Source organism: Synechococcus sp. WC10meta (genome assembly GCF_047461475.1).
This window is the reverse complement of the sequence record NZ_JANSHF010000002.1, coordinates 34,436-48,978: the sequence shown is the minus strand read 5'-3', so window position 1 is coordinate 48,978 and position 14,543 is coordinate 34,436. Positions and strand designations below refer to the sequence as shown.

Below are 14,543 nucleotides of genomic sequence, written 5' to 3'. Positions count from 1 at the left end.
AACAAGCTAGCAACTTAGCACGTCCGTTTCTTCTAGTAGGTTTAAAATCGGGTCTCAAACTCGATGGAAAGGGTGTTGTTGCCCTGGAAGTCGGTGCTGGCGCGGGTGAGGGTTTGGTCGCTGAGGCGGTAGCGGGCGCTGTAGCGGGTGGGCTGCAAGGGATCCGTCAGGTTGCGTTGCACGGAGACGGAAGTGGTCGGCCCCAGATCGCGGGCTACTTCCAGGACCAGGCCCACCGAGGAGCGTCTGGGAGCACGGGTGTCAACTGGGGGAACGGGGCTGAGGCGAACCTCATCCAAGCCAAGGGTGTCCCCCAGCGTTTCCACCACATCGTTGAGTAGGGCCGTTCCCGCCAGCCCGGCCACCCCTGCTTCTGGGTTGAGTCGGGCCAAAGCTGTTCCTCCTAGCAGGGCGACGATCTCTTCTGGGGATCTGCTGGGACTGCTAGAAAGCGTCAAAACCCCGTTGCGGGGATCCGCAGCCGCAAGCTGGCTGGCCCGCCCGTTGACGGTGGCCCAGATCTCGATGCTCTGCTGGGATCCCGGCAGGTTGCGGTTGGTGTCGAAGGGAGACAGCTCCTGGGGAAAGCGGTAGACCTCGAAGGCTTGGGTCACCAGACGCAGGTTGAGGAAAGGATCGAAGGGGTTGTCCAGGTCAAAGGTGGCGGTGTTGGGGCGGGAGCGATCCAGGCGAAAGTTGGCAATGGGCAGGCTGACGCGGCCTCGCTCCAGGGCGATAGTGCCCGCCGGGCGGAGATCTGAGGGGGTGCCGAACAGGCGCAAGCTGCCGGTGGCGTTGAATTCAAACAGGTTGGGGCGCTGCACGCGGATCCCGGGCCCTAAGACCAGCTCCAGCCCGTTCAGCCGCGGCTGCCAGAAGGGATCTGCCTGAGTCGAGTCGGCGGGAGCTGCCGCTTGGCGGGGGCTGACCTCGATAATCCCATTGGAGGCCTCTAGACGACCCTCGAGCAAAGGACGCAAGAGCAAGCCTTCCACCAATACGCTGCCTTCCAAGCGGCCGGTGTAGAGATTGGGCAGGTTGAGCTGGATCCCTTGCAGTTGCAGCGTTAGGGGTGGCGAGGTTTCGTCCATCTGCAGGGCGCCGCGAGAGTTGACAGGCAAAACCCCTCGAGCCACCAGGGATCCGCCCCCTACCTGTCCCTGTAGCTCCCGCACCTCCAATTGGTTGAGGTTAAAGACAATTTGGCCGGTCAGGTTGGTGATAGGCTCCGGCAGGGCAGCCAGCTTGAGGATCCCGGAGCTGAGGTTGAGGTTTCCCTGCAGGCTAGGCTCTTGCAAGGTGCCGCGGATGGCCAGCTCCAGTTGGCTTTGGCCACCTTCCCAGCGCACCTGGTCGGTGAAGAGGTTGATTAGGCGCAGGCCGTCCTTCTTGGCTTGCAGGGTAAGGTCGATCTGATCCGAGACAGCCCGCACTTGGGCAAAGGGCAGGGTGTAGGGCACCAGGCCGGAAAGGCGGATTGGCTCGTCGCTGTTGGCTAGGAGAGCACCCTCCAGACGCAGTTGACCCTGGTTGTAGTCAAATTGCCCCTTCACCTCCCGCAGCGGCACCTGGTGGATCCGGGCGTTCACCACCGTCAGGGAGCCGCGGGCCCGGGGATCCCGCAGGTTGCCCGCTAGTTCCACATCCAAGTTGAGATCCCCTTGGAGTTCCAGCCCCTCGGGCAAGAAGCGATCCAGCAAAGCCAGAGGAAACCCCTGAATTTGCAGGGATCCCGACTGCTCCTCCAGGCCCAACTTGCCGGTGAAAAGGGCTTGGCGTTCCCCACTGCGCAACAGCAGCGGCTGTAGCACCACCGCCCCCTCGACTAGGCTGCCGACAGCGGTGAGGCTTTCGACCCCAAACTCCTCTGCTTGCCAATTCCAGCCCTCCAGGTGAAAACTGACGCTGGGCTGGTCGAGACTGCCAACCAAGCTGAGGCTGGCCTGGAATTCTCCTTGCAAGCTGGTGGGTGGCGGGATGCGGGGATCCATGCGGCTGGCCAAGGCCTCCAGGTGGGCGGCCAGGACCTGGGCGTAGTGCTCCAATTGCTGCAGCAGGGGAGAACCGGGCAGGCCAACCGGCTCTGTCTCTAGCACGGCAGCAGGGCCTAGCGGGGGCAATTGCAGGCCGCGGGTGGTGAGGTCTTGCCACTGCCGCCACTTAAAGGCAGAGACAATATCTTCCAGGCGACCCTGGCGGGTGCGGATCTGCAGGTCAATTTGCGGAACGGGAAGCGCCGAGGCGGGCTTCAAAGCAGCCTGGAAGGAGGCCGCCGGCAGCTCCAGGGTGCCGCTGGCGGTGTAGGTGCTCTTGAACAACTCCAGTTGGGCTTGGGCAATGGTCAGGCAAGAGGGGCTGGAGCTGTCTCCAGGACGGTAAGCGAAATCCACGGAGAGGCCCTGGGCTTCGATCCCCCCTAGCCGCAGATCTGCCACCGCTGCCCGTCCTCGGGTAGCGCCGCTTGCCAGGTCAACGGTCACCTCCCCATCGAGGCTCCCCTGCAGACTGGCCCACGGCCCAGCAGCCACTCCCCCCAGCAGAGCCAGCGGCAAGCGGTTCGCCGCCACCTGAAGCTTACCTTGGTGGCGTTGGCCGCGCAGTTCCCCCTCGCCCAGCTGCAGCTCGAACTGCAAGGGCCGAAACTGGGGATCCAACTGCAGCGCCAGCCGCTCCCGCGTCCCCTTCAGCTCCACTGTCATCCCCTGGCTAGACCCCTGAAAGGGCCCGGCCAAGTCAGCAAAGGCCACCTCTCCCACCCGCAAGCCGCGCACCTTGGCCTCGCCGGCCACCTGCAGGTTGTCCAGAGATCCGCGGAGCCGCCCCGATCCCTGCAGCACTCCTGCCACCCTCGGCGGCAAGCCGGGCACTTTGGCTAGGGGGATCCCGTCAGCGGCAAAGTTGAGATCTAGAGACCCCACCTGCAAGGTCTGCGGATCCGCGAGGATGCGCCCCTCTACTCTGCCCAAGCGGGTGGTGTCGGCCAAGACTTCTGCTGCTCGGATTGCCAAGCCCCTGCCATCCCAGGCCACCTGGCCTCTAATGGAGTCAACTAGCCCATTTTCCTCCCCAAGCCGCGACAGGGTCAGGGATCCCTGGGCCCGCAGCGCCGCCAGGAGACCCACCTCCGCCGCCTCCCCTGTATCCACCTGCGCCGTCAGCTCCCCAGAAACGGATCCGGGCCAGTGTGGGTTGAAAAATGCCAGCGGCACAGCCTGAGGAACCACCTGCGCCTGGAGCTGTCCTGCCTCCCACCGCCCCGCCGCCTGGATCCGGCCCTCCCCTACGGCCAACACTGCCTGGGGCACCTCCACCACCCAGCTGTCCCTGCCAGGCAGGATCTGCAGCTTTCCTCTTCCAGCGAGCTCCCCTCCCTGGATTTCCCAAGTGGCCTCCACCTGGGGCTGGGATCCTGCCAGCACCACCTGGGCCTGAGCAGTTACCCGCCCCGCCCAAGGCAGCTTGCCCCTCTGTGGCAGGTTGACGCCGTAGAGGGACAGCACCTGCCCCGCGTCGGCCGCGGTAACCTGCAGATCCAACTGGCCTGCCAAGCCGCCAGCCCACTGCAGTTGGCCGGATCCCTCGAGGCGTCCGCCTGCAGCTTGCAAGTCAATGGCCTCAAAGGCCAAGGTCTGGTCGGCCAAGCGGAAGCCAAAAGCATATTGCGGCACCGGCAGGCGATCCACCCGACCTGGCGAGATCCCTTGCAACTGCCCTTGGATCTGCGGCCCCTCCAGGGGGCCGGTGACCGCTAGGGATCCCGCCACCACCCCTTCTGCCGCCACTGGCAGCTTGAAGTTGAAAGTCTCCTGGATTTGCTGCAGGCTGGCCGGGGCGATGGCGGCTTGCAGATCCAACCCCTTGTCGCTGAAGGCGATGGAGCCGTTGAGATCTTCAAAAGCAAGCTGGCCAAAGCGGCCGCTTATCCCCTCCAGTTCCAGCTCCTCCAGGGTAAAGCGAACAGAGCCCCTCACCTCCTCAAAAGGACGAGGCAACCTCTCTAGCCTCAGCCGCGCCTGCTGAACTTGGGCTTGCCCCGTCAACTCCAAAGGGCGTTTGTGCAAGCGGGACGGCGTCCCTTCTCCTCCCCAAAGGACTTGCAGAGCTAGACTGGCTTCCCCCTCCACCTCCGCCCAAGGCGCTGCCGGCAAGATGCTGGGCAGCAGATCCAAAGGCAGGCGAGCAGCAGCAACCGTCACCGAACCAGAAACCTGGGCAAAATCCGCCACCCCCCGCAACTGCAGAGGGTACCTCCCTCTACCTGCCAGCGGGCGCAGGACCGCCGAAAGCTGGAAACTGGCTCGTCCTCCGGCTTTCTCCCCCGGCAGGGCACTCAGCCTCACCTGCACCTGGCCCTGCAGCCCCTCGAACTGCCGTCGCTCCCCTACTAAGGGGATGGCCGTCAGGGATCCCCCCCGCAAACGGATGTTCAACCCCTGCAAGGGCAGGGATCCCTCCCCTTGAGGCAGTTGAAACTGCACGTCTGCCCAGCCGCGATCCAGCGTTTCCATGAGCAGCAACTGGGGCTGGTTTAGGGTAACATTGAGCACCCACTCGCCGGTTTGTAGCCATGTCCAGAAGTCGGGGCTGAGGTCAATAGAGCCAATGCTGGCCAAGTGTTCAATGAAGCTTTCTCCCAGCCGCACTCCCCAGGGAGCCACAAGCCTCACCTCTCCCAATTCCACCCGCCGGCGCATCGCCTGCGAGAGGGCAGCTTCCACCTGGGGCAGCACTTGGTTCTGAAAGTAGATGCCAGTTCCCCAGGCAGCGCCAAAGGCGGCAGCCGTCAAGCCCAAACCCAGGCTCGCCCCTATCCTTGCCCAAGTCTTGTAGGAGAGGGGAAAGGGTTGCTGCGGCACTTCACCCTCTTTGTTGCGTCGCTCTTCGCCCAACACCTACCCTCAGGATCCAAAGCACCCCCCTTGAGAAGCCCTCCTTGGGGATAGCCAAAGCTGCCCCCATCCTACCCAAGGACTCCTGGCTTGCCATGAGGGGCCAGAGAGAAGAAATCCCTACTCCCAGCCGCAATCCCCTGCCCATGGACATTGCTTGATCCAGCCCTCTACAATGAGGCCCACGGGTGGTTTGTCTACACCCCCAGCTTGCCCGGGGGATCCCTCTGGCAGGGCAGTGTGAGCTACCACGTAAGTAGGGAGCAGTACGAGGGGCTTACAGTTTTGTCCCCTGGTGTGTTGTATAAGGTTGTATAAGCCTTTTGGAGCAGTCGAGATAAAGGAGAGAAGCCATTCCGGAGCCTCTGTCTTTGACAGTTAGCTTGCGTGGTAGCCACGAGGCCCTGGAAGACTGCCAGGTCTTCCACCTAGCCGGCCTTCTGGATGCCTTCTCTGAGCCGGTGTTCGTGAAAGTGGTTACCAGGCACCTAGAAAAGGGATCCCCCAACCTTATCCTGGACTTGACAGGGATCGATTTCATCGACAGCTCCGGCGTCGGTGCCCTGGTGCAACTGGCCAAACTGGTGCAAGAGCGCGGGGGCATCTTCCAGGTAGTGAGCAATCCTCGCATTACCCAAACGGTAAAGCTGGTGCGGCTGGAGAAGTTCTTGTCCCTGCGCAATTCACTCCAGGAAGCTTTGGATTATCTAGCTGCAGAGAGCAAAAGGCGCTCCGAGCAGGCCTCTCCCCCCTCTGAGGCTGGCTCCGAAGCCGCCGGATCTAGCCCGGAGGAGCCCAAGGGCGAAGCTTCCTAGGCCGCTGCTGGGATATTGGAATGGGTCTGGGGACTTTTTGGGGCATCAGCGCCGGCGCCGGGGATCCCGAGTGGCTGACCCTAAAAGCTGTTCGGGTTCTCCAGGCTGTCAACTGGGTGGCCTGTCCCCAAAATGCTGCTGGCCAGCCTGGTTTGGCCTACCAAATCGTGCGTCCTTGGCTGCAACCGGGACAAACGCTCTTGCCCCTGCCTTTGCCCTTTGTTACCCAGCCTGAGCTCCTCCAGGCGGCGTGGGAGGCGGCTGCCGAGCAACTAGCTCCCCTTCTGGAGCAGGGAGAAGATGTGGCCTTTGTCTGCGAAGGGGATGTGGGCCTCTACAGCACCTTTGCCTACCTGGCCCAGGCCCTGCGGCAGCGGCTCCCTGACCTGCCCATCCAGGTCGTACCGGGGGTATGCTCTCCTCTGGCTGCTGCGGCGGCTTTGGGATCCCCTTTGGCCCTCGGCCCCGAGAAATTGGCAATTTTGCCCGCTCTTTTTGCCCTAGCAGAGCTGGAGGAGGCCTGTGCTTGGGCTGAGGTGGTTGTCCTCATGAAGGTGGCTTCCGTCTACCCCCAAGTTTGGCAGTGGCTGGCCGAAAAAGGCTGGCTGCAGCGGGCTAGCCTAGTGGTCTGGGCCGGCTGGCCCCAGCAAGCCCTTTTCCCCACCCTCGACGGATTGGCCGACTACCGCCCCCCCTACTTTTCCCTATTAATCCTGTGGCCTCAGAATCGCAGCTCTCCTCGAGTGGCTGACTTGCCAAAAAGCTCCTAAAAAATGAGCTTTTCTCCAGGAGAAAAAGCAAGAAGATTTGACCGCAGGATCTGCGTGTAATACCCGTGAAGAAAGATGGAAATCAAATTGAAGAAGTAACATAAACTGTTAAAAACAGTTGCCAGCCGCTACAGGGGTAGGCGGCCTGGGCTAGATTAGAGGTGTAGTGATTCAGGAAAGGAGGTAGATCCAGCGGAAAGGTAAGACACCGGCTTGCAACTTGCTCAGCCTCAAAACTGCCAGCAAAACAACCTCTCAAGTTGATCCCACGTAAGCTCTCAATTGGCTGTGCTGGCAGGTGTATCAAGCAAGGGGTTGTCTTGCCTAGTGGAGCACCTGGCCTCTCCGACAGGTTTTCCCCCAAGCTAAGGGACATGGGAGTTAAATCAAATAGCGGCTGGGTTTACTGAAGCCAGGCACTGTAGCGTGAGGGGTCGCTTACCTCGTCTGGAGTGGTGAAAAGACAGTAAGTTCTGCTGCTTCTGGAAGCGCCGGCCTGCTATTTCGAGTCTCCAGCAAGAATCAGCGAAGAGTGGAGAAGACGTGGAAAACCGGTGCTTCGGTGAGGTTCAGGTGCTCCTCCTGCAGGCTCTAGCGAGCCGAGATTTTTAGTAAAACTTGAGATTTCTTGAGGTGGGGGGTCTCTATGTTTACCTTTCTGTCGAAAATTGCAAGAGCAGTTATTCGCGTGTTCACCCCTGCCAAGTCCGACCTAGTGGAAGTCGGCTACCAGCCCATCACAGATGATATCTATCGCGGCAAGCGCTCGGCTCGCTATGCCGGTGAGCTGTAGGACGAGGGGGGGAAGGAGAGGGGTTTGCCACGTCCAGGGGTTGAGCTCCTAAGAGGTGGCCAGCGGGTTGGTCTTCGTTTCAGGGCTGTTAAGCTCTGACTTTGGTGCTGGGGTGGCGGTTCCCGAGCAAGGGCCGCCACTTCGCATTGTTTGCGAAAATGGTAGGGATACGTAAGCGCTCCTTCCACAGTGCCCTCCCTCGTGGTCTATCCCGCCACAGCCGTCGACCTGGATCCTGTGGTGGAGGTTCTTGCCCAGGTCTTTTACCCGCCCCTAGGCCTGCAACGCTGGCTGCACCCCATTCACAAACGGATCATTCGTCAGGATTTACGCCTCAAGCTGGCAGCCAGGGATCCCTACTACTGCTGCTTAGCGGCGGCGGTGGAGTCGAAAGTGGTGGGGACTGCTGAGATCTCGCTGCGGGCGATGGCCCACGGGAAGTATCCCTACCTTTCGAACTTGGCGGTGCTACCAGAGTGGCGACGGCAGGGAATTGCGCGACAGCTTCTGCTCAGCGCCGAGGAGGTAGTGCAGAAGTGGGGCTATCGCCGGTTACAGCTGCACGTCCTGGAAGATAACTTGCCCGCCCAGCAACTCTACACCCAACTGGGCTACGTGCCCCTCGAGCGCACCCCTCAGCTTTGGCAGTGGCTGGGGATCCCACCCCAGCTTTTGCTCTGCAAGTGGCTGCCGTAAAGTTATGTAAACTAGAGGGAAAAGGCGAGAGAGGCGTTGCCGTGGACGTTGAGACCGTAAGCAGGAGGGGCTGGGGGGCCGTATTTGTAGCTTTGTTTGCAGCTTTGCTGGTTAGCTTTGGAGGGGTTCAGGCCGCCTTTGCCCAGTGGGGCACTACTCCCCTGCCCTCGATTGGGGCCCCAGCGCCGGAGTTTGAACTGCCAGATCAGTCGGGCCAGGTGCGGCGCCTGGCGGATTTTCGCGGCAAGTGGGTTGTGCTCTACTTCTACCCCCGCGACTTCACTGCCGGATGTACGATCGAGGCCCGCCGCTTCCAGCAGGATCTGCCCAAGTTCCAGGCCCTGGGAGCGGAGATTGTGGGCGTAAGCGCCGACTCGGTGGACTCCCACCGCCGTTTTTGCCTAGCAGAGGGGCTGCAGTTTCTTTTGCTGTCGGATCCCCAGGGCACGGTTAGCCGCGCCTACGGCTCGTGGATGGGGGATATGGCCCTGCGCAACACCTTTCTCATTGATCCCGATGGGATCCTGCGGGCTATTTACCCAATCGTCAACCCCTACCGGCACAGCGCCGAGGTCTTGGCCCAACTGCAGGAGCTTACCAAGAAGGGCTAGTCCTGGGGGCCAAAGGTCTGCTCGAACTCTTGCAGCAGCTCGTCAATCTCCTCTAAGGCTTGGTTGACATCGACGCGCAAGTCCCCGAGATCCGGCCTTTCCAAAAGCTTGACCAGGACGGGCCGGCGCTCGCGAATACGTCTGATGCGCTCTTTTAGGGCGGCAATTTCCGCTGGCTCCATAGCTGCAGTGGTTGCCTCAGCTCCTCCAGCTTATCGCTTTCCTAGTCAGATCGCGGCCTTTGCTAACCCCTGCCCTAGACCATGGGCACAAATTGCACGGGGAAAGCTTCCTTTTGCACCACTCCTTCCGGCGTTTTGTGGAGAATGAGCAGGGACTGGGATGCCTTGCTTTCGCCTACCGGTACCACTAGGGTACCTCCCACCGCCAGTTGATCCAGAAGCGCTGTCGGCACGGTTGGGGGTGCGGCTGTAACCACAATGGCGTCGTAGGGGGCGTGTTCCGGCCAGCCCTGGTAGCCATCTCCCTGACGCACCTCCACGTTGCGGTAGCCAAGGGAGGCCAGAGTTTGCTGAGCGCGGGTGGCTAGGGGAGGCAGCCGCTCCACGCTGTACACCTGTCGGGCCAGCTCAGCCAAAATGGCCGCTTGGTAGCTGGAACCAGTGCCGATTTCCAGCACCACCGACTCAGGCGTGAGGCGGGCTGCCTCGGTCATAAAGGCAACGATATAGGGCTGAGAGATCGTCTGGCCGTAGCCGATGGGCAGGGGGCAATCTCTGTAGGCGCGATCCCGCAGCTCGGGGGGAACAAAAAGGTGACGCGGCACCTTGCGCATCGCCTCCAGCACCCGGGGATCCCGGATCCCGCGCTGAAGGATCTGCTCCCTTACCATCCGTTCCCGTTGGTCAGCCCAGGGATCCAAGCCACTCTCGGCACAGGGCTGAGGAAGGCGAACCCCACCCGTCCTGCTAAAGAGGGACGAGAACAACCTTACCATTGGCGCCTAACCTCCAAAGCTAACAGCTTGCCCGGATTTCCCTGGAATGCTGCGCCGTAACTTGGGATCCCTCACCTCGATCCTGGCCCACTTTTAAACCTGCTGCCACAAATTTCTCCCGGAAATTCCATAGCCCCGGTCCTGCAAGGGCCCAGGGTGGCCAAAATCCGTTGGGGTGAGTCGTTGCTAGCGAAGCGGCATCGCCGGGAAGTTTCCCTCCTCCCCCGCCAAGAAAACCTGACAATTCCGGCTTTTCCCCGCAAGGGGATGGAAGAATCTAGGAGCTACAGGAGGGCTTAGCGGTGTCTGTCGAACCAGCGCATCAGCATTGCCGCTAGGCGCTCAGGGTTGTGGCGCACCAAGCCAGTTTCGGGATCCTCTTGCATGACGTTGGCCAGAACGGCCCGGCAGCCCAAGTAGGCTAGCTTATCCGGGTCCAAAACCACAAACTCGGAGCCGTTGCGGCGGTAACGCTCTAGGGTGCGAGGGGAGGGGGGATCCCGTTGCACCAGGACGGCATCGAACAGGCGCAGGCCCGCCACCCGATCCAAGGCCATGACGTGATCCCCAACGGTGTAGCCGTCGGTTTCCCCCGGCTCCGTCATGATGTTGCACACGTAGATGTGGGGCGCCATGTTTCTGGCCAGGGCTTCGACAATTTCAGGGATGAGGAGGTTGGGAATGATGCTGGTGTAGAGGCTGCCCGGCCCCAGCACTACCAACTCTGCTTTCTCAATAGCCTCGATTGCCTCGGGCAAGGCGGGAGGGTTGGGGGGATCGCAGCCAATGCGGCAGATGCGCCCCCTAGCTTTGGTGATGTTGGACTCACCCACGACGCGGCGGCCATCGCTTAACTCGGCCCAGAGGGTGACATCGGCTAGAGTAGCCGGCAGCACCCGTCCCTGAATGGCCAAAACCTGAGAGGTAGCGGTGATGGCCCGGACCAGGTCGCCCCCGGTTACCGCGGTGAGGGCGGTGATGAACAGGTTGCCGAAGCTATGCCCGCTCAGCCCTTCCCCCGCCTGGAAGCGGTACTGGAACAGCTCGGTGAGGAGCTTTTCCTCGTTGGCCAAGGCCGTGAGGCAGTTGCGGATGTCGCCAGGGGGCAACACGCCGATCTCCCGCCGCAGGCGCCCTGAGGAGCCGCCGTCATCGGCCACGGTAACGATGGCGGTGATGTTGGAGCTGTAGTGCTTCAGCCCCCGCAGCAGGTTGGAGAGGCCGGTGCCACCCCCCAACACCACGATGCGAGGGCCACGGCTTAGCCGCCGATGCGATAGGAGCTTATCCACCAGCGCTTCGTCCCCTTCCGGGATCAGCACATCTTCGATGGAGCGCAGGGCGCTGCGAAAGCCCAGCACCGCCATCACCAAGCCAATCCCGGTTACCAAGGGACCACTGATGTTGTTCGGGATCCAGGTGGTGATCCAGCGCAGGGTAATGTCGATTAGCCGCTTCAGGCGAAAGATGGGGGTCAGCTCCGTCCAAATGGCAATGCCCAGCAGCATCAGGAGTACGCCTCCCACGGCCAGGCTCAGCCAGCGTTTGACGGCCAGGCCAGGGAAGAGCCATTTCCAGCCACTTCGCCACCAGGCAGCCTTGCGGCGGCGAGGTCCCCGGATGGGGGACTTGTTGCGGAGCTCAGGTTTACTCATGGGAAAGAACGCCGGCCAAAGGGATCCTAGCCTCTGGCTGCTCCTTGCTGGGGCCAGCAGGCGGTGCTCCAAAGCAGGCTTCCAGCTCCCGCTGCGACTCCAGCAAATGGCAGTGCTGAACCTGGAGGTTGAGCTCGGGCAGGCCAGAGCCGTTGGCAGGAAGGGTCCAAGGCTGCAAATCCTGGGCCAAGCGTTCCACCAGGGCCACGGAGCGGTGTTGTCCGCCGGTACAGCCGATGGCGACGGTTAGGTGAGGCCGCCGTTCTGCTCGATAGTGGGGCCACCAGGCCCGGAGGAGGGAAAAGATCTGCTGGTAGGTGGACTGGGTCAGCGGATCAGCAAAGAGAAACTCCTGCAGCAGCCGATCCTGGCCAGTGAGGTGGCGCAGATGGGGCTGAAAGAAAGGGTTGGGCAGAAAGCGCACGTCAAACAGCAGGTTGACCTCAGGAGGAATGCCGTACTTGAAGCCAAAGCTCACTAGCCGCAGGTTGAGGGGTTGGGGGAGCCCCTGCACCAAGGCTTGCAGTTGCTGCCGCAGTTGTTGGCTATTGAGCTCCGAGGTATCCAGCAGGTGGGTGCAGCGCTGCCGGATGGGGGCTAGTTCGCGGATTTCTTGCTCGATGGCTTCCAGCAGGCCGCCACCGGTGTGGTGGGGGTGGGGGCGACGGTGGGCGCTAAGACGCTTGAGCAAGACCGAAGGCCGGGCTTCTAGGAACAGGAAAGGGATCCCCTGGGCTCGCATCCAGGCATCTAGCTCGGGGAGCTGCTCCCGATACTCCTGGGCGTGGAGATTTAAACTCATGGCCAAAGCGGCGTGGTGGGGCCGCATCGCTTCAACCAAGGGGATGACCTGGGCAGGCGGGATCCCTTCCAGGCCGGTGTAGCCCAGTTGCTCGAGTTGCTGAATGGCCAAAGTTTTCCCTGCTCCGGTCAGGCCGGCAAGCACCAGAACGGCTGGGGCCGCAGGGGTTGGTTTTGTCGGCTGATTGTCCATGCAGCCTATTCTAGGGCGAGGGGGGATCTACCTCTACTTGCTAGCGGCAAACTGTCAGGGCCTGGCCACGCACCGAGGGATCCACCTGGCCGTTTTGAAAGACGATCTGCCCGCCCACAATGGTTAGCGACGGCCAGCCCACCAACTCCCAGCCCTCGAAGGGGCTCCAGCCACATTTGGTCAGCAGCTCTTCCCGTCGCACTGGCTTAGGTGTACGGCGATCCACCAGCACCAGGTCGGCGTCGTAGCCCACCTGCAGCCGCCCCTTGTTGGGGATCCCGTAGAGGCGGGCCGGCGCCTCGCACATCCACTGCACCACCTGGCGCAGGGTACAGCGGCCCTGCTGCGCGGCCGTCAGCATCAGGGGCAAGGCCGTCTCCACCCCAGGCATGCCAGAGGGGGAGTGGGGGTAGGGCTGGGCCTTCTCGGCCAGGGTGTGGGGGGCATGGTCGGTGGCGATGCAGTCCAGAATGCCGTCGTGCAGCCCCTGCCAGAGTTGCTCCAAATTGGCGGGATCCCGCAGCGGCGGGTTCATCTGAGCCAGGGAGCCTAGGCGAGCGTAATCGGCAGTGCTCAGCAGCAGGTGTTGGGGGGTAACCTCAGCGCTGACCCAGGCCGGCTTGTGCTGGCGCAGCAGCTCCACCTCCAGGCCAGTGGAGAGGTGCAAAATGTGCAGGCGGTGGCGGTAGCGGGTGGCCAAGTCTAGAGCTCGGCGCGAGGCAATCAAGGCTGCTTCTTCGTCCTGAATGAGGGAGTGAACCGCCACATCCGTACGTCCGGCAAAAAGAGCTCGGCGGGCCTGAATCCGCGCGTGATCCTCAGCGTGGACAGCAATGACCAGGTTGGGATCCGTTTCGGCAAAGATCCTCTCTAGAGCAGCCTGATCATCCACCAATAGGGGGCCATGCATGGATCCCATGAAGATCTTGATGCCGCAGGCTCCTTGCGCCCGTTGCAGCTCCTTTAAGTTATCGGCAGTGGCTCCAATGAAAAAGCCGTAGTTGACGACGCACTTGCTGGCAGCCCGCGCCAATTTGTCCTCCAGCGTTCTCTGGTCAATTGTTGGCGGATCCGTATTGGGCATCTCCAAAAAGCTGGTTACCCCACCGCGAGCGCAAGCCCAGGATCCCGTCTGCAGGTCTTCTTTGTGCTCGCGGCCTGGCTCGCGGAAGTGAACCTGGGGATCAATCACCCCCGGCATTAGGGTATGGCCCTCGGCATCGATGACCCTAGCCACCCCTTCTGTGGAGAGATGTTGGCCAATCTGGGCAATCCGCCCGTCCTGCACCAGCACATCTCCCACCCAGGGATCCCCTTCCGGTACCACCAGCTCGGCATTGCGGATCAGCAGGCTACTGGCCAAAGCTCCGCTTCCCCTTTCACAGGCGCTTTCAAGATAACACCTGTCGAGCAGGTTAAGAACCGGCCAATCGATGGAACAGCTAGTCGGCAGCTCAAGCTCAAGTTGCCCAAGTCTTGTCTTCCTAGCGATAGAGGTTGCAAGAGCTGCGCAGGTCGTAGCCAGAGGCCAAAACCTCTTGCTGGCGATCCCCTAAGCCAAGGTCGCAGCGCAGGAGATCCCCACTAACAGTTGTATGTGTGTGAGACTCAGTCATCCAACGAACGCCGCTTGAGCTGGCAGTGGGAGGAACAACTTCAGGAAGACGATAGTTGGGGGCTTGCCAAGGATCTTGCAAATAGCGATCCCTGTGGATCCCGCCAAATTCAATATCGGCGTAGGCAGGAGGATAAACCATGAAGTCCATTCGGAAAACTTCTGAAGCACCGCCGATAGCTGCTAGAGCTGTCTGGGCTTCTGCAACTCTGGAACGGCGAATGTGGTTAAGAAAATTGGGAATGCTAATAGCAGAGAGAATGCCGACAATTACGATTACCGCCAGCAGCTTGATCAAGGTCATGACGTGCGGAGCTTTAGTTGCTCGACGGCAGAGCATTAGATAGGCTTTATGAAGAGAAAGTCAGCTCATAGCAGCGTCTGCTTCCCCTTTGGAGCGTCAGTATCCAAGTGCAAACGACTCGGGGGCCTTTCTCCCCTATGCAGCTTGATCTCAGGTTGCCCTTTACAGACCTAAAACTTTCCTCGCCTCGTCTAGCAGGACGGAGCCTTTAGGAGCACTCCTTGCCTGTTTCTCCCTTGCTTTGCCTAGAGACCTAACCGCAGTTGGCAGGAGGTGGCTATGCTGCTCAAGCATTCCTCCTATGATGTTTCCGCATAGTGAGGAGCAAAAAGTAACGCAAGCTACAAAAGTTCCAGGTCAATGTCTCTAGGCTGGGGCGTTGGAACTTGTGAGAACCGCGGCAAGGACAGCTAGATAAGCAGGCCTTAGGCCCAACACCCCTA

General features: G+C 61.2%; 12 protein-coding genes. 5 read left to right on the top strand and 7 right to left on the bottom strand.

Annotated elements, in window-relative coordinates; translation table 11 throughout:
- Positions 1–41: 41 nt before the first annotated feature.
- Entirely contained in the window at positions 42–4,889 is a 4,848-nt protein-coding gene (locus NW804_RS01590; RefSeq protein ID WP_414422690.1) for a translocation/assembly module TamB domain-containing protein, read from the bottom strand.
- Between the two features lie 371 nt (positions 4,890–5,260).
- Here NW804_RS01590 and NW804_RS01585 point away from each other — a divergent pair, with 371 nt between their 5' ends.
- The 5 genes from NW804_RS01585 (at position 5,261) to NW804_RS01565 (ending at position 8,574) form a co-directional block, all read left to right on the top strand.
- Positions 5,261–5,704, top strand: coding sequence for an STAS domain-containing protein (locus NW804_RS01585; RefSeq protein WP_414393124.1), 444 nt, complete (start codon positions 5,261–5,263; stop codon positions 5,702–5,704).
- A gap of 20 nt (positions 5,705–5,724) precedes the next feature.
- Positions 5,725–6,474 carry a precorrin-2 C(20)-methyltransferase gene (locus tag NW804_RS01580; protein WP_414410586.1) on the top strand — a complete coding sequence of 250 codons (750 nt, stop codon included), beginning with the start codon at positions 5,725–5,727 and terminating at the stop codon, positions 6,472–6,474.
- A 646-nt stretch (positions 6,475–7,120) separates the two neighbouring features.
- Positions 7,121–7,267, top strand: coding sequence for a hypothetical protein (locus NW804_RS01575; protein ID WP_414410585.1), 147 nt, complete (start codon positions 7,121–7,123; stop codon positions 7,265–7,267).
- A 189-nt stretch (positions 7,268–7,456) separates the two neighbouring features.
- Complete coding sequence (locus tag NW804_RS01570; RefSeq protein ID WP_414410584.1) at positions 7,457–7,963, top strand: GNAT family N-acetyltransferase; 507 nt, start codon at positions 7,457–7,459, stop codon at positions 7,961–7,963.
- A gap of 41 nt (positions 7,964–8,004) precedes the next feature.
- Positions 8,005–8,574 (top strand): peroxiredoxin, encoded by a 570-nt coding sequence (locus tag NW804_RS01565; protein ID WP_414422689.1) that lies wholly within the window; start codon positions 8,005–8,007, stop codon positions 8,572–8,574.
- Here NW804_RS01565 and NW804_RS01560 read toward each other — a convergent pair.
- The 6 genes from NW804_RS01560 to NW804_RS01535 all read right to left on the bottom strand — a co-directional run bounded on the left by NW804_RS01560 (position 8,571) and on the right by NW804_RS01535 (position 14,100).
- Positions 8,571–8,756, bottom strand: a complete 186-nt coding sequence (locus NW804_RS01560; RefSeq protein WP_414393115.1) for a hypothetical protein — start codon at positions 8,754–8,756, stop codon at positions 8,571–8,573. The two genes, NW804_RS01565 and NW804_RS01560, sit on opposite strands and share 4 nt — an antisense overlap.
- Before the next feature lie 74 nt (positions 8,757–8,830).
- Complete coding sequence (locus NW804_RS01555) at positions 8,831–9,427, bottom strand: protein-L-isoaspartate(D-aspartate) O-methyltransferase (RefSeq protein ID WP_414422745.1); 597 nt, start codon at positions 9,425–9,427, stop codon at positions 8,831–8,833.
- A 401-nt stretch (positions 9,428–9,828) separates the two neighbouring features.
- Positions 9,829–11,187, bottom strand: coding sequence for a gluconeogenesis factor YvcK family protein (locus NW804_RS01550; protein ID WP_414410581.1), 1,359 nt, complete (start codon positions 11,185–11,187; stop codon positions 9,829–9,831).
- A complete protein-coding gene (rapZ, locus tag NW804_RS01545) occupies positions 11,180–12,181 on the bottom strand; it encodes an RNase adapter RapZ (protein WP_414422688.1) in 1,002 nt (333 codons plus the stop codon). The genes NW804_RS01550 and rapZ overlap by 8 nt, the downstream gene beginning before the upstream one ends.
- A 40-nt stretch (positions 12,182–12,221) precedes the next feature.
- On the bottom strand, positions 12,222–13,544 hold the full coding sequence (locus tag NW804_RS01540) for a dihydroorotase (protein ID WP_414422687.1): 1,323 nt from the start codon (positions 13,542–13,544) through the stop codon (positions 12,222–12,224).
- Positions 13,545–13,665: 121 nt separating this feature from the next.
- Positions 13,666–14,100, bottom strand: coding sequence for a type IV pilin protein (locus tag NW804_RS01535; protein WP_099812592.1), 435 nt, complete (start codon positions 14,098–14,100; stop codon positions 13,666–13,668).
- Positions 14,101–14,543: the final 443 nt, after the last annotated feature.